The organism is Nonomuraea sp. NPDC050404 (assembly GCF_040655495.1).
In the GTDB taxonomy this organism is placed as follows: Bacteria; Actinomycetota; Actinomycetes; order Streptosporangiales; family Streptosporangiaceae; genus Nonomuraea.
On the sequence record NZ_JBFAKB010000038.1, the window covers coordinates 35,747 to 60,830 of the forward strand.

General features: G+C 72.3%; 15 protein-coding genes. 11 read left to right on the forward strand and 4 right to left on the reverse strand.

Annotation, left to right across the window (positions count from 1 at the left end):
* Positions 1-3: 3 nt before the first annotated feature.
* On the reverse strand, positions 4-1,215 hold the full coding sequence (locus AB0I81_RS56185) for a C39 family peptidase (protein WP_360677204.1): 1,212 nt from the start codon (positions 1,213-1,215) through the stop codon (positions 4-6).
* 92 nt (positions 1,216-1,307) lie between these two features.
* Between AB0I81_RS56185 and AB0I81_RS56190 the strand changes: the two genes are divergently transcribed.
* A complete protein-coding gene (locus tag AB0I81_RS56190) occupies positions 1,308-2,747 on the forward strand; it encodes an SWIM zinc finger family protein (protein WP_360677205.1) in 1,440 nt (479 codons plus the stop codon).
* The gene (locus AB0I81_RS56195) at positions 2,744-6,010 is read left to right on the forward strand and encodes a hypothetical protein (RefSeq protein ID WP_360677207.1); all 3,267 of its coding nucleotides are present in this window, start codon (positions 2,744-2,746) and stop codon (positions 6,008-6,010) included. The genes AB0I81_RS56190 and AB0I81_RS56195 overlap by 4 nt, the downstream gene beginning before the upstream one ends.
* 108 nt (positions 6,011-6,118) lie before the next feature.
* Here the strand turns inward: AB0I81_RS56195 and AB0I81_RS56200 are convergent, their stop codons facing one another.
* Together AB0I81_RS56200 and AB0I81_RS56205 are read right to left on the reverse strand one after the other, a co-directional pair.
* Positions 6,119-7,228 carry a DUF5925 domain-containing protein gene (locus AB0I81_RS56200; protein WP_360677209.1) on the reverse strand — a complete coding sequence of 370 codons (1,110 nt, stop codon included), beginning with the start codon at positions 7,226-7,228 and terminating at the stop codon, positions 6,119-6,121.
* A 61-nt stretch (positions 7,229-7,289) separates the two neighbouring features.
* A complete protein-coding gene (locus AB0I81_RS56205; protein ID WP_360677211.1) occupies positions 7,290-8,786 on the reverse strand; it encodes a protein kinase in 1,497 nt (498 codons plus the stop codon).
* 95 nt (positions 8,787-8,881) lie between these two features.
* On the opposite strand from AB0I81_RS56205, the gene AB0I81_RS56210 reads away from it, so the two are divergent.
* From AB0I81_RS56210 to scpA, 5 genes are all read left to right on the forward strand, one after another.
* A complete protein-coding gene (locus AB0I81_RS56210) occupies positions 8,882-10,747 on the forward strand; it encodes a potassium transporter TrkA (protein WP_360677213.1) in 1,866 nt (621 codons plus the stop codon).
* 40 nt (positions 10,748-10,787) lie between these two features.
* Positions 10,788-11,726 carry an S-methyl-5-thioribose-1-phosphate isomerase gene (mtnA, locus tag AB0I81_RS56215; RefSeq protein WP_360677215.1) on the forward strand — a complete coding sequence of 313 codons (939 nt, stop codon included), beginning with the start codon at positions 10,788-10,790 and terminating at the stop codon, positions 11,724-11,726.
* Between the two features lie 83 nt (positions 11,727-11,809).
* Complete coding sequence (locus AB0I81_RS56220) at positions 11,810-13,687, forward strand: peptidoglycan-binding protein (RefSeq protein ID WP_360677218.1); 1,878 nt, start codon at positions 11,810-11,812, stop codon at positions 13,685-13,687.
* 80 nt (positions 13,688-13,767) lie between these two features.
* Complete coding sequence (locus tag AB0I81_RS56225; protein WP_360677219.1) at positions 13,768-15,729, forward strand: methylmalonyl-CoA mutase subunit beta; 1,962 nt, start codon at positions 13,768-13,770, stop codon at positions 15,727-15,729.
* Entirely contained in the window at positions 15,726-17,873 is a 2,148-nt protein-coding gene (gene scpA, locus AB0I81_RS56230) for a methylmalonyl-CoA mutase (RefSeq protein WP_360677221.1), read from the forward strand. Before AB0I81_RS56225 ends, scpA begins: the two co-directional genes overlap by 4 nt.
* Here the strand turns inward: scpA and AB0I81_RS56235 are convergent.
* Positions 17,867-19,903 (reverse strand): protein kinase, encoded by a 2,037-nt coding sequence (locus AB0I81_RS56235; protein ID WP_360677223.1) that lies wholly within the window; start codon positions 19,901-19,903, stop codon positions 17,867-17,869. The genes scpA and AB0I81_RS56235 overlap by 7 nt on opposite strands.
* 109 nt (positions 19,904-20,012) lie before the next feature.
* Between AB0I81_RS56235 and meaB the strand changes: the two genes are divergently transcribed.
* The 4 genes from meaB to AB0I81_RS56255 all read left to right on the forward strand — a co-directional run bounded on the left by meaB (position 20,013) and on the right by AB0I81_RS56255 (position 25,081).
* Positions 20,013-20,969, forward strand: a complete 957-nt coding sequence (gene meaB, locus AB0I81_RS56240) for a methylmalonyl Co-A mutase-associated GTPase MeaB (protein WP_360677225.1) — start codon at positions 20,013-20,015, stop codon at positions 20,967-20,969.
* 154 nt (positions 20,970-21,123) lie between these two features.
* On the forward strand, positions 21,124-23,340 hold the full coding sequence (locus AB0I81_RS56245; RefSeq protein ID WP_360677227.1) for a CehA/McbA family metallohydrolase: 2,217 nt from the start codon (positions 21,124-21,126) through the stop codon (positions 23,338-23,340).
* Between the two features lie 50 nt (positions 23,341-23,390).
* Positions 23,391-24,011, forward strand: coding sequence for a TetR/AcrR family transcriptional regulator (locus AB0I81_RS56250; RefSeq protein WP_360677229.1), 621 nt, complete (start codon positions 23,391-23,393; stop codon positions 24,009-24,011).
* Between the two features lie 2 nt (positions 24,012-24,013).
* A complete protein-coding gene (locus AB0I81_RS56255; RefSeq protein WP_360677231.1) occupies positions 24,014-25,081 on the forward strand; it encodes an acyltransferase family protein in 1,068 nt (355 codons plus the stop codon).
* Positions 25,082-25,084: the final 3 nt, after the last annotated feature.

A 25,084-nucleotide genomic window follows, 5' to 3' on the forward strand; every position in this document is an offset into this window, starting at 1 on the left:
GACTCACCAATTGCCGATGGTAGATGGAGGAAGGGGGGCGTCTGGGGGATGCAGCACGTAGGCGATGCCGCCGCTGCCGGAGGCGCGCAGCCACACGTGCTCGAACGCCGCCCGCGGGTAGACCCGGCGGACCTCGGCGTCGCTCGCGGCGGCCGGGTCGTTCACGATCACGTCGCCGCCGGCCGTGATACCGGTGACGACCAGGAGGTGGCCGCCGGTGGAGTAGCAGGAGCCCGGCAGTTCGCGCGCCTTGAACGACTGCGAGGTGATCACCGGGATGCCGGCCCGCAGGAACAGCTCCAGCTCCGCCGCCGAGCGCAGCCGCGTGACGAATCCGGCCAGCCCGTACCGTCCCGCGTAGGCCACGTTGAACGGCCAGTTGCCGGTGCCCTGATAGCTCTCGTCGTACGTGCCCGCCGCCGCGTGATCGACGGCCGGCGCGGGATCGCCGTCGCCCACCCAGCCCAGCTCCCCGGGCTCCGGGCCGCGACCCCAGAAGCCCAGCACCATGGCCACCGACGCCGGGCCGCACCAGTTGGCGCCCCCGCCGTCGTAGCGCGGATGGTGCCCGGCGTGCGCGTGTTGCGAGTGCCTGGGCACCGCCAGCTCCACCGCGCCGCCCGGCCCCGGCGCGCTGGGCTCGGGCGGGCCGGGCGGCAGTGCCGAGGCCATCACGCTCAGGCCGGTCACCCGGGCGCCGTCGCCATGCCTGCTCACCCGTACCTGGTAGGCCACCACCGGCCGCCTGGCCACGAACGTGTCCACCGCCACGTCCCCATGCGCGTCGCCCTGGCCGGGCACCGAGGTACGCGGGTCGCCGTGCTCGGACCAGCGGCCCATGACGTACCACTTGGTCAGCTCGCCCCCGGCCGTCCTGGCCCGCAGCGCGATCTCGATCCAGGAGCCGGGCGGGGTGCGCGCGGTCCACGAGGGCACGATCTGGGTGGCCGCGAACCCGATCAGGCGTTCCCCACTGATCCACACACCCGCTTCACCGTTCCGTACGCCCGGCTCGCCTTTCCGCACACCCGGCTCGGCGGCCCGCACGCCTGTCCCGGCGGCCTGTACGTCCAGCTCACCGTTCCATACGTCCAGCTCATCGTTGCGTATGTCCGGCTCGCCGTTCCGTACGTTCGTCTCGGCGGTCCGTGCGTTCGCTTCGGCGAGTACGGCGAAGCGGGCGAAGGCGACGCGGGCCAGATCGACGGTGAGCACTGAACACATTGTGCTTTCGCACCGCATGTCGCACATCGGATGTTTTACGTACGGGACCGATTGTGTCGGTGATCATCTCTATGGTTCCGGACATGACTTCAGCGACACAGGCGTACTCCTACGCCGGGCCCTCCATGCTGTCCGACGGCAGGCTCGGCCTCTCGACGTCCGGCGGTACGGCGTTATCCGGGCCGCAGGCCCACCCCCGCTTCTTCAGCGGGCTGCTCACCCACGCCGCCCCCGCGGCCGCGGGGCTGCTGGCCGTGGCCGACGTGGCGCTCGCGCGCTACCACCAGCCCCGGCCCGGCTGGACCCGCGACCCGGTGGTGACCTGCGACGGCGGGCGGCTGCGGTTCGAGTCGTTCTCGGCCTGCGGCGGCGTCTACGCCCGTCTCGACGTGCTCGAACTCGACGGCGACGTGCTCGACCGGGGCACCACCAACGTCGACGTCAACGGGCCGCTGCGCGAATCGCTGGCCAGGGTGGGCGGCAGGGACCCGCTCCACGTGGGCGTCGGGCCCGACGAGCTGACCGTCACCACGCTCGACGGGGCGGTGGTGGAGAAGAAGGTGCCGCTGCCGACGCGGTGGTTGCGCGGGTTCGCCGAGGTGCAGGTGATGGCCGCCGGGTGGGATCTGCGGGCCGAGCTGGCGGGGCCGCAGGCGGTACGGTTCCTGCGTTCGCTGCCCAAGGGCGCCCGCTCCGCCATCTGGGCCGTCCCGTCCGGCCGCGACCTGCGCCCGTCCGCCGCCGCCACGCGCGGCGGCGTGTGCCTGCAGGGCACCGGGCGGGTGGTCACGCTGATGCCACTGCTCCGCTTCGCCAAGGCCCTGCGCGTCTACGGCCCCGCCGGCGGCCCGGCGAACGGCCCGGCGAACGGCCCGGCGAACGGCTCGGCCAGTAGCTCGGCATACGGCTCGGCCAGCGGCTCGGCATACGGTTCTGCAGGCGGTTCGGCCGATGGCTCGTCCACGGCGAGCGCGTGGGAGCTGGAGCTGCCCGGCATGCGCTACACGCTGGCCGTCTCGCCCCACCCGGCGCGCGGCTTCTCCGGCGAGGGCCAGGTCCTCGACGACCTGGCCACCGAGCAGGCCGCCGGCGACGCCGACGTGGTCGGCATGCTGCTCAACTTCGAGCCCACCGTCGAACTGGGGCTGCTCGCCGAACGCGCCGGACTGCCGATCGAGCGGGTACGCGCCGCGCTCACCCAGCTCGGCACCGCCGGCCGCGTCGGCTACGACCTGCACGAGGCCGCCCACTTCCACCGGGAACTGCCCTACGACAAGGACCAGGTGGCCGAGCTCAACCCGCGCCTCACGGCGGCCAGGCGGCTGGTGGACTCGCACGCCGTCCGCCTGCTCCCGGACGACAGCGCCGAGGTCACGACCCCGGGCGGCGTGCGGCTGGTGCGCATCGCCGAGGGACAGTGCACGTGCCCGTGGTGGTACGACCACCGGGGCTCACGCGGGCCGTGCAAACACGTGCTCGCCGCCCGGATCGCCGCCCGTGCGGCGGTGGAGGCAACCCCGTGATCGCGGGAGCGGAGCGCGACACGCCCGGCCCGGGACTCGGACCCGCCTGGGCCACAGGCATGGGGGCAGGGCCGACCCGGGATGCGGCCGGAGCGGAGGTCGGGGACGCGGGGGATTCGGCCGGTGCGGGGGTCGGGGGCGCGGGGGTGTCGGTCAGTGCGGTGTGGGAGGCCGTGGTGGCTGCCATCGACAGTGGTGACCCCGAGCTGGTGGCCGAGTGTGTGCTGGGTCTGGACGAACGGGCTCGCCGTGCGGTGGCCGGCGCGCTGCCGGGGCACGTCGTCGTGGCCGAGAAGCGGGCGCAGGCTCGTACGCAGGAGCGCGTGGCCAGGCGCGACCGGGCCAACGAGGCCGCCTGGCAGGAGTACGTACGCGCGGGAGCCCGCGCCGGCCGTACCGTCTACGACCACGAACGCTGGCGCTGGGACGCCCCCTGGAACCGGCCCGTCCACACCGGCCGCGACGAGAGCTGGGCCGGCGCCATGCGGGTGGCGGGCGCGGTGGCCATCGGCGGCGCGGCGGCGGTGGCCGCCTGGCTCAGCCGCCGCGACCTGCAGCACCGCTCGGACGACGGCACCTGGGCCGTGCTCGAACGCGTGCTCGCTGCCCGCCCCGCCGCCTGGCAGGCCGACTTCGCGGTCCGTGCCGCGCGCAGGCTCCGTCCCGTCCCGCGCAGGCGTGGCGGCCAGGACGGCATGGCCACGCTCGTGCTCTCGATGTTGCGCCGCACCGGCGCCGTCCCGCCCCGGCACGACCCGCTCGTGGTGGCCTGGGCCGCCCGCACCCCCGTCGCGGCGGAACTGCGCGAGGATCCGCTGCTCGACCACCTGCTGCCCCGCCTGTTCGAGGCGGAGGGGGTCGGCCGCGTCCTGCGCACCGAACGCGCCGACCCCCTGCCGGTCTTACCCGGCGTGTACGACCAGCGCCCCGAACGAGCCACCCCACCTCCGGCGCTGCCCGGCGTAGACGACCAGTGCCCCGAAGAGGCCATCTCACCCCCGACGCTGCCCGGCGTGGACGACCAGCGCTCCGAACCCGCCACCTCACCCCCGGCACTGCCCGACCTGCGTGACGAACTCGTCCAGCCGCTCCCGGCGCTGCCCGGTGTGCACGAGCGGCCCGCCGAGGGTGAGCGGGTGCGGACCTGGCTGGCGGCGCTCACGACGCTGGAGCGTGAGGGGAGGATCGGGCGTGACCTGCTGCTCAACGGGTGCCTGCGGCGTTTCATGCGTGGCGGAGAGCCCACCGACCTGCGCTTCTTCCTGCGCCTGCACGAACTGCTCGACCCCGCCCACGACGAGGTGAGCGAGCGCCGCCGCGACTACCTGCGGCTGCTGCCCGCCGGTCCGGGCGCCGTCGCCGAGCCGGCGCTCAGGCAGGTGCGGCGGCTGGCGGACCTGGATCCGGCGGACGTGACGGAGGCGCTGCGGGCGCTGCTGTCCAGGAGCGAGCGCAAGCTGCTGACGGCCGGGCTCACCTGGCTCGACGAGGTCGCCGGAGACCCCGCGACAGACCTGGGCCCGCTGGCCCCCGCCCTCGGGTACGCCTTCGCCTGCGAATCCGCCGACGTGCAGGGGAGGGCCGTGCGGGTGGCGGTCAAGCACGCCAAGCGGTTCACCGGCGACGGGGCGCAGGCCGTCAGGGACGCGATCGGCGTCCTGCCGCAGGGTCTGGCCGAGACGCTGGCGGCGGTGTTCGGCGCGGAGACGGGTGAGGTTCCGGGGGAGAGCGACGGGTTCACGCCCGTGCCGCTGCCCGAGCCGGCCCCGGTCAAGGCGTTCCCCGCGCCCGTCGTGGCGGCCCGGGAACTGGACGGGCCGCCCACCGGGGCCAGGTGGGAGGCCGCAGAGCTGTGGCTGGCGGGGGTCGTGCGGCTGTACTCGCGGGATCGGGGCGGGCTGGTCTCACGGCTGACCTCGCGGCCGATCGACAGACACCAGGACGGGGATTCGCCACCCGCCGGGCGATTGGTCTCGGGGCCGGCCGAGAGGCGCCAGGACGGGGATTCGCGATTGGTCTCGCGGCCGATCGACAGGCGTCAGAGCGGGGATTCGCCGCCGGCCGGGCGATGGCTGGAGGTCTCGCAGTGGGCTCAGGAGATCGTCCGCCTGATGGCGGGGCGGACGGGCGGACGGGGGGACTCGCGGTTGCCCGAGGCCGGTGAGGTGCCGGGGCCGCACCTGTTCCTGCTGCGGCGCTGGGCCGAAGTGTGCGACGCGATCGAGGCGGGGACGCTCCCGCCGTACCTGCTGGCAGAACCCACCAACATGACCGGCCACCTGGACGCGAGGGAACTGGTGGAGCGGCTGGCCGGCTACGAGCGCGCCGGGGCCGAGGCCATGCCCACCGACCTGCGGCAGGCACTGCTGCGGTTGCCACGCGAGATCCCGGCGGAGGTGGTGGCGCGGGCAGGGCGGCTCACCTCAGGGGCCGGCCGGGCGGCGGCGTGCTGGATGAGCGGCGCGCGGCCCGAGCCCGTCGCGGAGATCTCCTGGTGGTACTGCCCGCCGGAGGGGACACCGGGGACAGGCGACAGCCGGCTGTACGGCGACGACAGGGAGTCGCCCGGACCGGGATCGGTGTTGTACGAGCTGACGCCGCACCTGAGGACCACGAACCCGGCGGCCGGTGAGCCGCCGGGCGGAGCCGTCGGGCATCGGCTGGGGGAGCACAGCGGGTTGATGCACTGGTGGCCGTACCTGCTGCCGTCCGACCGGGAGACCGTCGCGGCGCACCTCGTGCCGCACCTGATCGAGCGGTGGCAGCGGGCCCGCGCCGAGCCGTACCAGGCCGAGGCGCTGGCGCGGGCCGGCGGGCCGCCGGGGGAGGCGGTCGCGCTGGTGCTGGCGTACTTCGCGGCCGACCGGAGCCGGTCCGCCGACCCCGCCGGGCGGGCGCGGCCCCTGGTGGAGCTGGCCGCCCGGGGGGAACTCGACGCCGAGCAGATGGGACGGCAGTTCGCGCTGCTGGTACGCAGGACGGAGCTCAAGCCGGGACCGGTGTTCGAGACGCTGGAGAGCGCGGCCGTGCTCGGGGCGCATCAGGAGGTGTGGCGGATCATGGCGGGTTTCCTGGCGGTGTTCCTGCCGGCGCCGGGGGAACGCTCGCACACGCGGCACACGCAGGGGCTGGTGTTCGCCTTGCGGGCGGCGCGATGGGCACGGGCGCGCGGGGCCGTGCCCTGCGTGGCGGAGATCGCGCGACGCAGGGCGTCGAACAACTTCGTCCGTGAGGCCCGCCGCCTCCACACGTACCTGACCTGATCATGCGCGGCCATGGGAGGTGGGAGCGCTCCCGCCCCACCTCCGGCCTTCCTCAGGCGGCGCGGGCCGGAGAAAGCGCGGGGTGGGCCGGAGGAAGCGCGGAGTGGGTCAGAGGTACAGGCCGGTGGACTCGTCGCCGGGCGTCGGGGTGATCTCGCGGCCGGAGCGCAGGGCGTACAGTTGCGCGAGCGTCGCCCCCGACGGCCCCACACCTTCCGACGACCCCAGCCACGCGACCGCCTCCTCCTTGCTCAGCGGCCCCACCTCGACCTGCGCCAGGCAGCGGCCGGGCCGGACGACGGCGGGGTGCAGGCGGGCCAGGTCCTCGTTCGTGGTGATCGCCACCAGGACGTCACGGCCCTGCCCGAGCAGCCCGTCCGTGAGGTTGAGCAGGCGCGACAGCCCCTGCCCCGCCTGGGCCTTCGCGCCCGAGCTGATCAGCTCGTCGCAGTCCTCCAGCACCAGCAGGCGCCAGCGCTGCGTGTCCTCGTCGGTGTCGTAGCCGACGGCCACCTCCATGAGGTAGCCGGGCTCGTTGAACAGGCGCTCGGGATCGAGCACGCAGTCCACCTGGCACCAGTCGTGCCACTGCTTGGCCAGCGAGCGCAGCAGCGTGGTCTTGCCGGTGCCCGGCTGCCCGTGCAGCAGGATGAGACGGCCGTTGACGTCGGCGGGGGTGATCGTCATCAGCCGGTTGAGCGCCGGCAGGACCTTGGCCGAGTAGTTGGAGGCGATCTCGTACCAGGGCTGCGCGGTGATCGGCTTCTCCGAGCGGGTGCCGCCGTGCATGCCGCGCCACCAGAAGCCCATCTCGACGTGATCGACGTCGGGCACGGGCTCCTCGGCGCCCTCGATGCTCTCGGCGAGCACCGTCTTGGCCAGATCCTCATCGACCGCCGTGACGCTGACGGTCGCGGTCCTGTTGCGGTGCCGCACGACGCGCAGGGTCCAGCCGTCGCCGCAGATCAGCCGCGACTCCGAGCCGTCCTCGACCCGCGCGGTACGCAGGACGCGCCCGCCGGCCGGGGCGAGCGTGGCGTCGGGGCGTACCCGCTCCAGATTGGCCAGGCGCGACCATGGCTGCGCGCCCGTCGCGAACGGCGACAGCGCCAGCGCGTCGATGACGTCGATGGCGGAGTCGGCGTCGTCGATCCAGATGTTCATCGGGAGCTCGGAGGAGTCCGGGCTGGGGAACGGCACCTCCCTGATCACAGACATACCGTTGATGATCTCCCGTCTCGGCGCCGTATGTCGAAGGCTTTTGCTGGGGAATCCGCTTTCAGTTCCTCTTGAGAGTACCCGTCTCGGTGACGAGACCGGCGCCGGGAACGTCGCGCCAGGTGTAGGTGAGGTCGTTGCCCCGCAGCTCAAGGGTGATGGTGCCGGGGACACACGGACCCTCGATCTGGCTCAGGCGGAAGGTCAGCCGTTCGGCCTCCACCTTGGTCAGGGCGATGTCGCTCTTGCACTCGGTGTCGCCCCTGTGCTCCTCCCACGCCGCGGTGGACTCACCCTCCTCAAGCTCCACCTGGTTCTCGGTGTCGCCGGCGTTGAACGGGTTCGTGCTGGTGGTGCGGCCCGACCACTCACCCACGAAAGCGGCCGGGATCTTCAGCGACGCAGGTTCGCCGACGTCGCTCTTTTCCGTCTCCGCGGGCTCCGGGCTCTGGGCGGGTCGCGCGGTGCCGGAGGGGGCCACGGCCGGCGGTGTGGGCCGGATGCCCGGGTCGGGGGTGCGGTCCAGCAGGAGCACGGTGGCGCCGGCCGCGCCCAGGGCGGCCACGACCGCCACGACGGCGATGAGCGCGCGGCTCGAACGGCCCCCGCGCTTCGTGCCTTCCGTGCCCTCCGCGCTGCCCTGCGGCCCGGTGGGCCCGCCGTCATGCGGCACGCCCTGGTGAGGGGGCGGGTTGTACGCCCCAGGCCCAGATCCCAAGCCGTGCGGGGGCGGAGGGGCGGATCCCTGGCGCGCGTTCTGCGGCGGGGTCCTCGGGTTGACCAGGGACACCATGAGCTGCGCCGCCGTGGGCCGCCGCGCCGGATCCTTGACGAGGCAGGAGGCGAGCACCTCGCGCAGCCGCGGCGGCAGCACCGACAGGTCCGGCTCGGCGTGCAGCACCCGGTGCAGCACCGCCGGCACGGTGTCGGCCCCGAACGGGCTGATCCCCGAGGCGGCGAACACCATTGAGGCGGCCCACGCGAACACGTCGGAGGCCGGCCCGGCGGGGGTGCCGGCGATCTGCTCGGGCGACAGGTAGGCGGGCGTGCCGATCAGCCCCGACGTCATCGTCGCCGCCCCCTCGGCCCTGGCGATGCCGAAGTCCACCACCCGCGGTCCGTCCGGCCCGAGCAGCACGTTGGCCGGCTTGAAGTCGCGGTGCACGATCCCGGCCGCGTGGATGGCCGCCAGCGCGGTGGCCGTGCCGACGACCAGGCGTTCCAGCTCACCGCCGCGCAGCGGGCCGCGCTGGGCGACCCGTTCGGCCAGTGAGGGGCCTTCGACGTACTCGCTCACCACGTACGGCCGCGGCCCGCCGGTCGAGACGTCGATGACCCGGGCGGTGCAGAAGGAGGCGATGCTCTCCAGCGCGTCCAGTTCGCGCGCGAGGCGGGCCCGCGTCTCCCTGTCGCCCGTGCTCAGCAGCTTGATCGCGACGGGTTCGCCGTCATGGCCGTGGGCGAGGTAGACCACGCCCTGCCCGCCCTCGCCCAGCCGGCCGGCCAGGCGGAACCCGCCGAGCGTCGCCGGGTCGTCCGGGGCGAGGGGGAAAACCATAGGCCGATACGTTACCTGTCGCCATGCGGAAGCAAAGATCCACCGGTACCTTATGTCGTCGGTTAAATCACTCCTTACGCGGAGGTATCGGGGAAGTGTCGAAGATCACGTTCCGCGAAAGAGCGCGGTACTGGTTCGACAACACCATGTCCAGAGGCACGACGTCGTTGATCGGCTGGCTGTTCGTGGTGTCGATCGGGCTGATCGTGGTCGTGACGGGGCTCACGTTGTGGCTGGCGCCCGGTGAGCCCGAGGGCGTGAGTCACGCGGGGGAAGTGCTCTGGATCGCTCTCATGCACGCACTCACCCCGGGCAGGGTGGCCAGCGACGAGGGCACGATCCCGTACATGACGGTGATGTTCGCGGGCTCCCTGGGCGGCCTGTTCATCGTCAGCATGCTCGTCGGTCTGCTGTCCAACGGGCTCAAGCAGAAGGTGGACCGCCTGCGCAGGGGCCGCTCACGCATCGTGGAGTCGGGGCACACGGTGGTGCTCGGCTGGTCCGACCAGGTGTTCACGATCGTGTCCGAGCTGGTCAAGGCGCACGCCAGCCAGCGCAACTCGGTGATCGCCATTCTGGCCGACCGGGACAAGCTGGAGATGGAAGAGGCCATCCGCGAGCACATCGGCGATCTCGGCAGGACCAGGGTGGTCTGCCGGACCGGGCGGCCGACCGAGCCGCGCGACCTGTCGCTGATGAACCTGGCCGCGGCCCGTTCCGTCGTCGTGCTCTCGCCCGAGAGCGAGGACCCCGACGCCCACGTCATCAAGATCCTGCTCGCGCTGGCCAAGCGCGACGGCATCCACCCGCCGGTGGTCGCCGGGCTCACCTCCAGCCGCAACATCGCCGCCGCCCGCCTGGCCGGCGGCCCGGACGTGCACCTGGTCGACTCCGACGACACCGCCTCCAGGCTCATCGTGCAGTCCTCGCGCCAGTCCGGCATGTCCGTGGTCTGCATGGACCTGCTGAACTTCGACGGCGGCGAGATCTACCTGCGCACGCCGAAGAAGCTCGTGGGCGTCACGTACGGGGACGCGCTGCACGCCTACCAGACCGCCTCCGTGATCGGCCTGCGCCGGCCATCCGGCGTCGTGCTGAACCCCGCCACGGACACCGTCATCAACGCCGACGACGAGGTCATCGTCATCGCGCACGACGACTCCCACGTACGCCTGGCGGCCGGCAAGCCGTCACTCGACGAGTCCGCGATCGTCACCTCGGATCTGACACCCACGGCGACCGAGCGCACGCTCCTGCTCAACTGGAACGGCCGCGCCGAGCACATCGTTCGCTACCTCGACGGCTACGTCGCCCCCGGCTCGGTCCTGGAGATCGCCGCCGACCACCCCGGCGCCGGTTCGAGCCTCGTGGGCCTGCGCAACCTCACCGTGAACGTCAAGGACTGCGACACCACCGACAGGTTCGCCCTGGAGTCGCTCGGCGTCGGCCTGTTCCAGCACGTCGTCGTGCTGTCCGACGACCGCTTCGACCCCCACCACTCCGACACGCGCACGCTCATGACGCTGCTGCAACTGCGCGACATGCAGACCGCGCTCGGCGAGCACTACTCGATCGTCAGCGAGATGCACGACGAGAACAACCGCTCGCTCGCCGAGGTCACCGAGGCCGACGACATCGTGATCAGCGACACCGTCATCGGCCTGCTCCTGGCCCAGCTCGCCGAGAACCGGCACCTGGCCGACGTCTTCGCCTACCTCTTCGACTCGCGCGGCTCGGAGATCTACCCCCGCCCCGCCGGCGAATACGTCAAGACCGGCACGCGGGTCTCCTTCTCCACGGTCGTGGAGTCGGCGCGGCGCAGGGGCGAGACGGCCATCGGCTATCGCAACTCCACGGCCCGCAACAACCCGCCGCACTACGGCATCGTGCTGAACCCCGACAAGAACGAACCGATCGTCCTGGGGCAGAAGGACTCGGTAATCGTCCTCGCCGAACGCTAGAACGCTGCCCACCGCCGGTGGTTTAAGTTAGCGTTTGCCCGTGAGGACCATCGACTGGACCGACGGAGCCATCGAGCTCGTGGACCAGACCCTGCTCCCCGACAAGTGCGTGATGCTGCGCATCAGCACCGTCGGGGAGCTCATTGAGGCCATCCGGCGGCTGGCCGTGCGCGGCGCGCCCGCACTCGGCGTGGCGGGGGCGCTCGGCGTCGTCCTGGCCGACGGCGATCCCGCCCAGATCGCCGCACTCCGCGCCGCCCGGCCCACCGCCGTCAACCTCGCCTGGGGCGTCGACCAGGCCGCCGCCCATCTGCCGCAGGGCCGCGAGGCGGTGCTCGCGGCGGCGCTGCGGGTCCGCGACGAGGACATCGCCGCCTGCAGGGCCATGGGCGAACGCGGGGCCGACCTGCTCGAAGGCGACCGGCTGCGGATCATGACCGTGTGCAACACCGGCGGGCTGGCCGCCGTCGAACGCGGCACCGCGCTCGGCGTCGTCCAGACGCTGCACGAGCGCGGGCGCCTGGCCGAGGTGCTCGCGCTGGAGACCCGGCCGCTGCTGCAGGGCGCCAGGCTCACCACCTGGGAACTGGCCAGGATGGGCGCGCCGCACCGCCTCATCGCCGACTCGGCCGGGCCGTACCTGCTGGCCAAGGGCGGGGTGGACGCGGTGCTCATCGGCGCCGACCGCATCGCCGCCAACGGCGACACCGCCAACAAGATCGGCTCGTACGCGCTCGCGCTCGGCGCGGAACGGGCCGGCGTGCCGTTCATCGTCGTCGCGCCCGAGTCCACGATCGACCCCGGCACCCCGTCGGGCGACCAGATCGAGATCGAGGATCGGGGCGCGGAGGAGGTCGTGAACGTCAGGGGCGTACGCGTGGCGCCCGAGGGCACACCGGTGCTGAACCCGGCGTTCGACGTGACACCGCACGACCTCATCAGCGCGATCGTGACCGACCAGCGGGTGATCAGGCCGTAGGGGGAATTCGCCGATCACGGAGACCCGGACGCGGTCGCCGCGTTACGCTCAGTCATCATGTTCTCGACCCCCGGAGAGCAACCATGGCCATCGATCTGGTAGCGCGGCGCGACTGGCTGGCGCGTACACCACGCGGCGACTACACGCAGCTCGACTCCACCAAAGGGGTCAAAGTTCACTACACGGGCGGAGCGGTCTCCCCGAGCATCGTGGCAAACCATGATGAATGCGTTGCTCTGGTCCAGTCCATTCAGGGGTACCACATGGATGGCAACGGCTGGATCGACATCGGCTACTGCGTGGATGAGGAAACGGAAATCCTGACGCGGCAGGGCTGGCAGGATTACCGGTCACTGCGTGCCGGGGACACGGTCCTCACTCTCAACCACGAAACCGGTATGTCGGAATGGCAGCCGGTTCTGGAAGTCTGCGTCTTCCCTGCCCGTGCCCGCGAAATGGTGCGTATGGAGGGCTCCTGTCACTCCTCGCTGACCACGCCGCAACACCGCTGGCCGGTTGAGCGACGACGCAGGCGCACGGCTGAGGGCAGGCGGACGGGACCTGACGGCAGATGGCTGCGTGCCGGAAAGGCCCCTCGGGATGCCACCAGCTTCGAGCGCCTATGGGTGACCACGGAAACCATCGGTTACTGGGATCGAGTCCCACTCGCCGCCCCTTGCGCGGAACTGCCCGCAGAGCCGAAGTGGTCCGATGCTTTCGTCGAACTCGTCGCCTGGTTCTGGACGGAGGGGCATGCGTCCCTTCTGCGCGGCGGAGAACGTTCGACGAACGTCACCCTGTACCAATCGTTGAAGAACTCGGCATACGTGGCCAGGATCCGAGCAGCGCTCGGGGCCGTCTTCGGGCCTCCCGTGGCGCAGTTTCCCCGGCTCGGCCGGGGAACGGATGGAGTGCCTCGGTGGCGGGAGGCTCCGAACAGGCATCTCGTCGAATTCCACCTGTCCGCCGACGCCGGACGAAAGCTGGTCGAGGTGGCGCCGGGGAGGGTCACCGGCCACGAATTCCTGCTCTCCCTCACCAGGGCGCAACTCGCACTGTTCATCGAGACCTCGCTCGCGGCGGACAACGGCGGAAAGAACCTGCTGGCGCAGAAGGACCGGGCCGCTGCCGAGGCGTTCATGTTCGCTGTGCTGCTGACCGGCGCCTCGGCGTCCCTGCGCCGCAGGCCGCCCACGGAGTCGTGCAAGAGCGGCATGTGGGAGGTCCACATCCGGCAACAGCAGTATTTCGGCCCCCGTATGGCCCTGCGCAGGGGTTCTTTCACAATCACCAGGGAGACATATCACGGTGAGATCTGGTGCCCTCGGACTGAGAACCAAAGCTGGCTGGCCCGTCGCGCCGGCACCGTCTACTTCACCGGCAATTCCTACGTCGCCTGTCCGCACCAGAAGGTGTTCGAGGGGCGCGGCCTGTATCGGCTGCCCGCCGCGAACGGCCCCGGGCTGAACGCGGGCCACTACGCCGTGCTGGGACTGGTCGGGAACGTGGGCCTGGTCGAGCCGCCCACCGCGATGTTGCGCGCGATCCTCGACGCGGTCGAGTACGTACGCCTGCACGGCCGCGCCGGTAAGGAGATCAAGGGGCACCGCGACGGTTATGCCACCGACTGCCCCGGCGACCCCCTCTACGACTGGGTCAAACGCGGCGCGCCCCGGCCGAAGGAGGACGGAACCCCCGCCCCGACCCCGACCCCGACCCCGCCTGCGACGCCGGCGTTTCCAGGACGGCTGCTGAAGTATCCGCCGGTCATGCGCGGCGAGGATGTGCGTGCCTGGCAGGAGCGGATGCGGGAGCGCGGCTTCGACCTGGAGGCGGACGGCGCGTACGGCAGCCGGTCGAGCGAGGCGTGCCGCCAGTTCCAGCGGCAACAGGGTGTGCGGGACGACGGGATCGTGGGGCCGGTCACGTGGCGACTGACCTGGGAGGCGCCCGCCGCCTGACCGTCACCGGCCCTTTCGCCGGTCGGGTAGGGGTGGGCCTCGGTTACTGAGGGGGAGTGGTTCGGCCTACTATCCGAACCATGGAACTGGCAGCGGGGTTCGCGTCCACATCCCGGGACGACTGGCGCGCGCTGGCGGCGGAGGTGCTGCGCAAGTCCGGGGCGGAGACCGACGCGCCGGAGCGGGCCCTGTCGAGGACGACCTACGACGGGGTCACCGTCGCGCCGCTCTACGACGCCGGCGACCTGCCGGGCGATCCCGGGCTGCCGGGCGCGGCCCCGTACGTGCGCGGCTCCCGGGCCGTGGCCGGCTGGGACGTGCGGCAACGGCACGCGGTGGCCGACCCCGAGGCGGTGCTGGCCGACCTGGAGAACGGCGTCACCTCGTTGTGGCTGGTCGTCGGTGACGGTGCGATCCCGGTCGGCGAGCTGGGCGCGGTGCTCAAGGACGTCTACCTCGACCTGGCCCCCGTCGTCCTGGAGGCCGGGGATTCCGTACGCGAGGCCGCGGAGGCCCTGTTCACCCTGGCCGCCACCCGCGCGTCCGGCCCGGAGCCGGGCGGCGATCCGGGCAGCCACGCCACTCCGGGGGACTCCTCAGGGCCCTCCGCCGCTGCCAAGGCGGCGCTCAGCGACAATCTGGAGCCCTCCGCCGCTTCCACGCGAGCGGTCAGCGGCAGCCTGGGGGCCTCCGTCGCTGCCGTGGGGGCGCTCAGTGGCAATCTGGGGGCTTCCGCCGTGCGCGGGCCCGCCGGGGTCGAGCTGGCGTTGCGTTGCGCCGCCGAGTTTCCCGGGCTGCGGGCCATCGTGGTCGACGCGACCCCGTACCACGACGCGGGTGGCAGCGACGCGCAGGAGCTGGCCTGCTCGATCGCCCGGGGCGTCGCGGAACTGCGCGCGCTGACCGCCGGCGGGCTGTCCGTGGCGCAGGCGCTGGGGCAGATCGAGTTCCGGTACGCCGCCACCGCCGACCAGTTCGCCACCATCGCCAAGCTGCGGGTCGCCCGCCGCCTGTGGGCCAGGGTCGCCGAGGTCTGCGGCGCGCCCGAGGCCGGCGGCCAGCGGCAGCACGCCGTCACCAGCGCGGCCATGATGACCGCCCGCGACCCGTGGGTGAACATGTTGCGCACCACCGTCGCCTGCTTCGCCGCCGGAGTGGGCGGGGCGGAGGCGGTGACCGTGCGGCCGTTCGACGCCTGTCTGGGCCTGCCCGACGGCTTCTCCCGCCGCATCGCCCGCAACACGCAGTCGCTGCTGCTGGAGGAGTCGGGGCTGGGACGGGTGATCGACCCGGCGGGCGGCTCCTGGTACGTCGAACGCCGCACCGCCGACCTGGCGGCGGCGGCCTGGGTCTTCTTCCAGGAGATCGAGGCGGCAGGCGGGATCGGGGAGGCCGGTGACCTGGTGTCCGAGCGGGTCGCCGCCACCCGGGCCCGCCGCGACGACGACATCGCCCACCGCCGCCTTCCGCTGACCGGGGTGAGCGAGTTCCCCGATCTGAACGAGAAGCCCGTACGCCGCCCGGCCCCCGCACGGCCCCCCGAGCCGTCCAAGCCCCCCGAGCCGTCCAAGCCCCCCGAGCCGTCCAAGCTCCCCGGGCCGGGACGCGGGCTGCCCAAGGTGCGTTACGCCGAGCCGTTCGAGCGGCTGCGTGACCTGGCCGACGCCCGGCCGGAGCGCCCCAAGGTGTTCCTGGCCACCATCGGCGCCCTCGCCGCGTACACCGCGCGGGCCGCGTTCGCCGCCAACCTGTTCCAGGCGGGCGGCCTGGCCACCGAGACGGCGGGCCCCGGCGCCGACCCCGAGCAGATCGCCACCGCCTTCGCCGTCAGCGGCGCCACCGTCGCGTGCCTGTGCTCCAGCGACAAGCTGTACGCCGAGCACGCCACCGCCGTGGCCGCGGCCCTGCGCCGGGCAGGGGCGAGAAAGGTGTGGCTGGCGGGGAAGGGAACCTATGAGGGCGTGGAGGGCAACCTGCACGCCGGATGCGACGCGCTGGCCGTGCTCCGCGAGACCTTCGACCACCTGGAGGTGACCCGATGATCCCGGACTTCTCCAGCATCCCGCTCAACCCCCTGCCCGAGCGGGACAGTGCGGGGCCGGAGCCGGTGGGCGAGGTGTGGCAGACGCCCGAGGGCATCGCGGTCAAGCCGCTCTACACCGCCGCCGACCTGGCGGGCCTCGACTTCCTGCGCACCTACCCCGGCGTCGCCCCCTACCTGCGCGGACCGTACCCCACCATGTACGTCAACCAGCCCTGGACGGTCCGCCAGTACGCGGGCTTCTCCACGGCCGAGGACTCCAACGCCTTCTACCGGCGCAACCTCGCCGCCGGGCAGAAGGGCCTGTCGGTGGCCTTCGACCTGGCCACGCACCGGGGCTACGACTCCGACCACCCCCGCGTGGCCGGCGACGTGGGCATGGCGGGCGTGGCGATCGACTCGATCTACGACATGCGGCAGCTGTTCGACGGGATCCCTCTCGACCGCATGTCGGTGTCCATGACCATGAACGGGGCCGTGCTGCCGATCCTGGCGCTGTACATCGTGGCGGCCGAGGAACAGGGCGTCGCGCCGGAGCAGCTCGCGGGGACGATCCAGAACGACATCCTCAAGGAGTTCATGGTCCGCAACACCTACATCTACCCGCCGGCGCCGTCGATGCGCATCATCTCGGACATCTTCGCCTACACCAGCGAGAAGATGCCGAAGTTCAACTCCATCAGCATCTCCGGCTACCACATCCAGGAGGCCGGGGCCACGCTGGACCTGGAGCTGGCCTACACGCTGGCCGACGGGGTCGAGTACCTGCGGGCCGGGGTCGCCGCGGGGATGGACATCGACCGGTTCGCGCCGCGGTTGTCGTTCTTCTGGTGCATCGGCATGAACTTCTTCATGGAGGTCGCCAAGCTGCGCGCCGCCCGGCTGCTGTGGGCCAGGCTCGTGTCCGGATTCGGCGCGAAGAACCCGAAGTCGCTGAGCCTGCGCACGCACAGCCAGACCTCCGGCTGGTCGCTGACCGCCCAGGACGTCTACAACAACGTCGCCAGGACCTGCGTGGAGGCCATGGCCGCCACCCAGGGCCACACCCAGTCGCTGCACACCAACGCCCTGGACGAGGCCCTGGCGCTGCCCACCGACTTCTCCGCGCGCATCGCCCGCAACACCCAGCTCCTCCTGCAGCAGGAGTCCGGCACCACCCACGTGATCGACCCGTGGGGCGGCTCCTACTACGTCGAACGCCTCACCCACGACCTCGCCGAGCGCGCCTGGACCCACATCCAGGAGGTCGAAGCCGCCGGCGGCATGGCCAGGGCCATCGAGGCCGGGCTGCCCAAGCTGCGCATCGAGGAGGCCGCCGCGCGGGCCCAGGCCCGCATCGACTCCGGCCGCCAGCCGGTGATCGGCGTGAACAAGTACCGCGCGGACGCGGACGAGGACATCGAGGTGCTCAAGGTCGACAACAGCGCCGTACGCGACCGGCAACTGGCCAAGCTCGCCCGCCTGCGGGCCGAACGCGACGACGCGACCGTGCGGCGCACCCTCGACGCGCTCACCAAGGCCGCCGGGCATCCCGCCCCCGGCCTGGAGCACAACCTGCTCAAGCTGGCCGTGGACGCCGCCCACGCGATGGCCACCGTGGGGGAGATCTCCGAGGCCCTGGAGAAGGTGTTCGGCCGGCACGCCGAGCAGGTGCGTACCATCACTGGCGTGTACCGCGACGAGTCAGGCCAGGACGCCGACATCGAGCGCGCCCGCGACGCCTGCGCCGACTTCGAGCGGGCGCAGGGCCGCCGCCCGCGCATCCTGGTGGCCAAGATGGGCCAGGACGGCCACGACCGCGGCCAGAAGGTCATCGCCACCGCCTTCGCCGACCTGGGCTTCGACGTGGACGTCGGCCCGCTGTTCCAGACGCCGGAGGAGGTCGCCAGGCAGGCGGTCGAGGCCGACGTGCACATCGTGGGCGTCTCGTCGCTGGCCGCCGGGCACCTCACGCTGGTGCCCGCGCTGCGCGAGGCCCTGGCCGGCCTGGACGCCGCCGACATCATGATCGTGGTGGGCGGCGTCATCCCGCCCGGCGATCACGACGAGCTGCGGGCCGTGGGCGCGGCGGCGATCTTCCCTCCGGGGACCGTGATCGCCACCGCCGCCCTCGACCTGCTGCGGCAGCTGGAAAGCCGTCAGTAGGCGCCTTGCTCGCACATCGCGACCGAGATCGTCTTCTGGGCGGTGACGGGCGAGGTGATCCGCAGGGTGACGCGGTGGGTGCCGCCGGTGCTCTCCAGGCCGCTCGGCGCGGTGACGTACCGCCGGCCGTTCTCGGAGACGAGCGCCGAGGAGCGGCCCACGGACGTGCCGTCGATGATCCAGCTGTATTCAAAGGTCACCGGCTCGCCCGTGCGGCGGACCAGCGCCCGCAGCGTCACCTCGCCGCCGGACCAGCACTCGCCGTTCCTGGTGCCGTTCGCGCGCACGGAGACGACCTTCAGCCCCTCCTGCGCGCCCGGCGTCGACACGACGCCGTCGCCGTCGTCCGTGACGGTGTCGGGGGTGCCGTCCGTCTGCGGGGTCGGCCTGGGGGTACGGGTGTCCCCGGCGGACGGCGTGGCCGGCGCGGAGGTGGTGGGGACGCCGCTGACGACCGACATGTTCCTGGTCTTCGGCGTGGGCTCGGTGGGGGTGAGCCAGACGATGGCGGCGGCCAGCGCGCACACGGACACCCCGGAGACGACCGCGATCAGCACCTTCTTGGCCCGCCGGCCCTTGCGCGGCTTGACGGCGGCCCGCGGGACCGGCTCCTGCGGCGGGACCGGCTGCTCCTGCTGCGCGTGAGCCTGGTACGGCTGGGCGGCCTGGAACTGCTGGGCCGCCGCCTCATAGGACTGTGCCTGCTGGACCGCCTCATAAGGCTGGGCCTGCTGGACCGCCTCGTGGGGCTGGGACCTTTGGCGCCGCCGGCCCGCCTCATGCGGCGGGTTCGCCTCGTGGGGCCGGGCCGCCTCATAGGGCGGGTTCGGCTCGTGCGGGGCCGGCTCATAGAGCGGGCGCGCCTCGTGGTGCTGAGCCCCCACCGGCTGCTCCGGCTCCTGGTGCTGGTGCACCCCCGGGACCGGGCCGGTCGGCGGCGTGGGCTGCCGCGAGTGAGCGCCGCTCTGCGACGCCGCATGGTCCTGTGTCCCGTACCCGGCGGCGGGCGGCGGCTGCTCGACCGGCGAGGAGATGTCGAACAGCGCCTGCAGGGGCGAGCCTCCCGGACCGGGAACGTTGTCCTGCGTGGCCGGCTCGGTGTGCGGCCCGCGCCCCTGGGCCATGCCCTCCTGGGGCCGCTCGAACGCCGCCTCGGGCGTCGCGTGCGGGGCCGCGAACGGAGCCGGGGGCGGGGTCTGGTGCGGGGCCGCGAAGGGAGCCGGAGTCTGGTGCGGGGACGAGGGCCGGCGCGAGGGGGCGGCCAGGCGCAGCAGGACGTCGCGCATCGCGGGCCGGGCGCCGGGATCCTTGACCAGGCAGACGGTCACGATCTCGCGCAGCGGCCGGCCCAGGTCCGCGAGCTGCGGCTGCTCGTTCAGTATGCGGTTGATCACCGCGGGCAGCGCGTCGTCGCCGAACGGCGGGACGCCCGTGGCCGCGTACACGATCACCGAGGCCCACGAGAACACGTCCGCCGCGGCCCCCACCGGCTTCCCGGCGAGCTGCTCCGGCGCCATGTACGCCGGCGTCCCCACGATGTTGCTGGTCGCCTTCATGCCCGAGCCCAGCGCCGCGGCGACGCCGAAGTCCACCACCCGCGCCCCGTCGGGGCCGAGCAGCACGTTGGCGGGCGTGAGGTCCCCGTGCACGACCCCGGCCTGGTGCAGGGCGTCGAGCGCGGTCGCGGTCGCCACGGCGAGCCGCTGCAGGTCCGCCCCGCCGAGCCGGCCGGTCTGCTGCAACGAGGGCCCGTCCACGTACTCGGACACGATGTACGGCCTGCCGCTGGTCGAGGCGTCGAGCACCTGCGCGAGGCAGAACGGCTCGACCTTGCGCGCCGCGGCGATGTCCCTGGCCAGGCGGTCGCCCACGGCCAGCCCCTCGCGCAGCACCTTGACGGCGACGGGGGTTCCGTTGCGGGCCTGGCCGAGATAGACGACACCGTGGCCGCCCGCGCCGAGCCGTCCGACCAGCCGGTAGGGCCCCACCGCTGCCGGGTCGCCCTCGCGGAGGGATTCGACGTTGGGCATGAGGGGAGTGACTCCTGTGACGGCTGAGGTGAACTCCAGCACCCTACTGGCAAAAGTCAAACCTTGTCAGAAGATAAGCTGATCAACTGGGAAGAAAGGGGCCAAGCGGGTGCACTCGCTGGAGGACTACGCGCGGGGTGTCCGGGAGGGCTCGCGTACCTGGATCGCCCGTGCCATAACGCTTGTGGAGTCGAGGCGGCCCGATCACAACGCCCTCGCGCAACGACTTCTGGTCGAACTCACCCCTATGTCCGGACGGGCCTGCCGGGTGGGCGTGTCGGGCGTGCCCGGCGTGGGCAAGTCCACGTTCATCGACGCGCTCGGCACCCGCCTGACCGCACAGGGTCACCGGGTGGCCGTGCTGGCCGTTGATCCCTCCTCCACCAGGACGGGCGGCAGCATCCTCGGCGACAAGACCCGCATGTCCCGCCTGGCGGCCGACCCCGCCGCGTTCATCCGCCCCTCGCCCACCTCCGGCACGCTCGGCGGCGTCACCAAGGCCACCAGGGAGGCCATGGTCGTCGTGGAGGCGGCCGGCTTCGACGTCGTCCTGGTCGAGACCGTCGGCGTGGGCCAGTCGGAGACCGCCGTGGCCGACATGGTGGACACGTTCCTGCTGCTGACCCTGGCCCGCACGGGCGACCAGCTCCAGGGGATCAAGAAGGGCGTGCTGGAGCTGGCGGACGTCATCGCCGTCAACAAGGCCGACGGCGAGCACGAGCTGCCGGCCAGGAAGGCGGCCCGCGAGTTGTCGGGGGCGCTGCGCATGCTCCGCTCCGAGGGGCCGCCCGCCGTGCTGACCTGTAGCGCGCTCACCGGGGACGGGCTGGACAAGCTCTGGCAGCGGGTGCTGGCCCACCAGGGCGGGCTCGACCTGGCCGCCAAGCGCCGCCGCCAGCAGGTCCGCTGGACGTGGGCGCTGGTGACCGACCGGCTGCTGTCGGAGTTGCGCGACGACCCGGAGGTGGCGGCGATCACGCAAGAGGTGGAGCGCGAAGTGCTCGAAGGCGGGCTGACGCCTTCTCTGGCGGCCGACCGACTTCTGTCCGCATTCAAGCGGCTTTGACCCTTGCGCCCGGCGGGGCCGGAGCAGCATCGGTACCCCCCGGGTGGAGATACCTCCTCCGAGGTTGAATTCTTCCCCTCTCCGGAGCCGGGTGCGGACGGAGCGTGTGCGTGATCCATGTCACGATGACGCCCAACCACAGTGGGGAGGGCTCATGGCTGCGGAATCGATGCTGCCCGGCAGGGTGACCGACGAGCTGGAGGAGTACGGCCGTCTGCTGGAGGAGCACGGGATCACCTGGGGCGAACCAGAGATCCACTACGTGAAGTTCTTCGCCAGGCGCAGGGTGCTGCCGCCGTCGTTGTTCGACCGCTTCTGGCGGCTCGTCGCCGAGGCGGTCGCCGAGATGCACCCCGACGAGCCGCGCGACCAGGTCGCCGCCCGGCTGGCCGAGCCGGACTACGACCGGGTGCTGCGCGACACCCTCGACGGCCTGCTGCCCGGGCACCTGGTCGCCGTGCGGATCGAGGAGGGCGGCGTCAAGCTCGAAGGGGCGCCGCGCACGATCCTGCTCCCCTGGCGGGCGCGCGTCGCGGGCAGAGCGGCCGGGCGCTGGGGCAGGGACCTGCCGTTCGAGGTGCTGGCGGGCGGCGCGCGGGCGGCCGAGCAGGGCGGCGCCGCCGCGCCGAGCTCCTGGAAGGATGAGCTCGCCCCCGCCGCGTCGCTGCCGGGGCGCGGCGAGGAGCGGATCTCGCTGCTGTTCGACTCCCAGCGGGACGCGCCCTGCCAGGTCAGCGTGGACGACACCCAGCGCTGCCTGCCCCCGCGCGGCGCCTGGCTGGTCGAGGTGGACCAGGACAGCATCGTCGTCGCCGACGGCGTCCGGCTCCGCCTGGACACGCTCCTGCGGCCGATCCAGTCCTCCAGGCTGCGCCTGCGGGCCGGGAGGCCGTGCCGGTGGAGCGTCGTGGCCGCCGACGGCAGCGGCTGGTTCCCGCCCGACACCCCGCACCGCTACGACTACCACGGCCGCCCGTACTTCCACGGCGACGACCTCATGCTCGAAGTCCCGTGCACGTCACTGACGATCACGGCCGCCAGGGGAATGGAGTACGGCGAGGCCAGGCTGGAGCTGACCCCGCGCCCCGGCCTGGAGCACCGCGTCGGCCTGGCCCCCGCCCGCCTGTACGACGCGGCCGCCCGCGGCTGGTACGGCGGCGACATGCACGTGCACCTCAACTGGGCGGGCGACATGGTGGCCGTGCCCGCCGACGCGGCCGTCGCCCAGCACGGCGAGGACCTGCACGTGCTCAACCTGCTGGCGGGCAACGTCTCGGGCAGGCGCGTCTACGACCGCGAGGCGCTGGAGCACTGGACGGACCGGGACCTGCCGTGGTCCGACGCCACGCACGTGGCCAGGATGGGCGTGGAGTACCGCAACGACCTGCTCGGTCACATCTACGCCTTCGCGCCCCGCGCGGCCCCGGGCCGCTACCACACCGGCTTCGACGGCGACGCCGACTGGCCGCCCAACGCCGACGGGCTGCGTGAGTTGCGCGGGCTCGGGGCGCTGGTCGGCTACAGCCACCCCTTCCGCACGCCCATCGGCGACGGCGACCCGCCCAAGGGCGTCGTGTCGCCCGTGCCGCGCAACTGCGCCGCCCGCGAACTGGTCGCCGACGCCGCGCTGGGGCTGGTGGACAGCCTCGACGTGCTCACCCACGCCTCGATCCCGGCCACCGCGGCGGTGTACCGGCGGCTGATCGGCGCGGGCAACCGGATGGCGGTGACCGCGGGCACGGACGCGATGATCTCCTTCACCCGGTCGGACAACCAGTCGAACCCGCCCGGATGGGCCCGCGTGTACGCGCGCGTCGAGGGCGAGCTGACCGCCAGGTCCTTCGCGCAGGCCGTACGTGCCGGCCGGACGTTCGCCACCACCGGCCCCTGGCTGGAGCTGAGCGTGAACGGCCACGGCCCGGGACACGTGATCGACGCCCGCAGGGGTGAGCGCATCAGCGTCACGGCCACCGCCATCGGCCCCGAGGTGGTGGCGGTGCGCATCCGCACGGCGGACGGCACGCGGGCCGGGGCGGAGCGGCTGCGCGCGGCCGGCCGGGGCGACGACCCGCTGACCGTGACGGCCGAACTGGTCGTGGACGCGCCCACGTACGTGATGGCCGAGGTCCTGTGCGACCCCCATCCGCGCACCCTCACCTCCACCGGCTACGCCCTGACCAGCCCGGTGTACGTGGACCTGGACGGCAGGAAGGTGGCCAGGCGCGAGGACGTGTTGTGGTGCCTGGAGTGGCTGGACCTGCTGGAGGACCTGATCAAGCAGCACGGCAGGCTGGCCAGCCCGTACCAGGTCGGCGACCACATGTCCCTGTTGCAGCAGGCCAGGGCGGTCTACCAGGCGCGGCTCGGTTGAGAAACTGGCCCGGCGGGACAAAACCAGGCCGTGTGTGTTAAATTTTGGCCATGCGGCCAGAAAATGAGCCAGCGGGCCAGAAAGGACGCTCCTTCATCGAGGAGGCCAGACGGGCCCAGATCGTGGCCAGCGCCATCGAGGTCATCGCCGAGGTGGGCTTCGCGCAGGCGTCGCTGGCCAAGATCGCCAAGCACGCGGGCATCAGCAAGGGCGTCATCTCCTACCACTTCACCGGCAAGGAGGAGTTGATGGAGGAGGTGGTCGAGCGCACCTACGGAGGCATCGCCGAGAACGTGGTGGTGAGGATGGACGGTCTGACGACGGCGACCGAGCTGCTCAGGGCGCACATCCTCAGCGTGGCCGAGCAGATGGCCGACCACCGCACCCACATCAAGGCGCTGGGCGAGATCCTGATCAACCTGCGCACCGCCGACGGCGAGCTCCGCTACGGAATGCACACCAACGAGGGGCTCTACCAGCCGATCGAGGGGATCTTCCGCCTCGGCCAGGAGAGCGGGGAGTTCCGGCCGTTCGACCGCCGTGTCATGGCCGTCACCCATCAGGCGGCCGTCGACAACATGTTCGCGTATTGGATCGCCAACCCGGGCCACGACTTGAACGCGCACGCGGCGGAACTCGCCGATCTTATGGAAAGGGCCTGCAAGGCATGAAGGTGGAGACACGCACGCGCCTGTACGCGGTGGACAACCTGCGGATCTTACTGACCGCGCTGGTCGTCGCCCACCACGTGGCGCTCACCTACGGCAACATCCCCCTGTGGTACTACTCCGAGCCCGCCAAGGACCCCACGGGCATCGCGCTCGATGTCCTGGTCGTGGCCGACCAGGCGTTCTTCATGGGGTTCTTCTTCCTGATCTCCGGCTTCTTCACCCCCGGCTCCATCGACCGCAAGGGGCCGCGCGTGTTCGTGCGCGACCGGCTGGTGCGGCTGGGCATCCCGCTGCTGGTCTACCTCCTGCTGCTGCGCCCGCTGGCCGGCATCGGCGGGGTGCTGGGGCGCGGTGAGCTGTCCTTCTGGGAGTACTACCTGATCTCCTGGGACCCCGGCCCCATGTGGTTCGTCGAGGTGCTGATCGTCTTCGCGCTGGCGTACGCGGCCTGGCGGGCCGTGCGCGCGCCGCTCGACGAGCGCAGCGCCCCGCTCAGGCTGAAGTGGATCGTGCTGTTCACGCTGGGGCTGGCCGTGGCCACGTTCGCCTGGCGGCTGCTGGTGCCGACGAACACGTACTGGCCGGTGATCGGGCTGCCGACGCCCAGCTTCCTGCCGCAGTACGCCGCCATGTTCGTGCTGGGCTGCGTGGCCTTCCGGCGCGGCTGGTTCGAGACGCTGCCCGAGCGGGCCTCCGCGCTGGGCTTCACCGTGGCAGGTGCGTCGGTGCCGGTGCTGCTGGTGCCCTCGCTCGTGACCACCGGGGCGCTGTCGTCGGGGCTGACGGCCCTGTGGGAGTCCGTCTTCGCGGTCAGCCTGATCCTCGCGTTCTCCGCCTACTTCAGGAAGCGGCACAACACGCAGGGGCCGCGCGGCCGGTTCCTGTCCGAGCACGCCTTCACCGTCTTCATCATCCACCCGCTCGTGCTGGTCGGGCTGGGCCACGCGCTGCAGTGGCTGGACACGCTCGCCATCGTGAAGTTCGCCGTCATGCTGGCGCTCGCGCTGCCGCTGTGCTGGTGGCTGGCCTACCTGGTACGGTCCCTGCCGGGCGCCAAGCGGGTGTTGTGAACA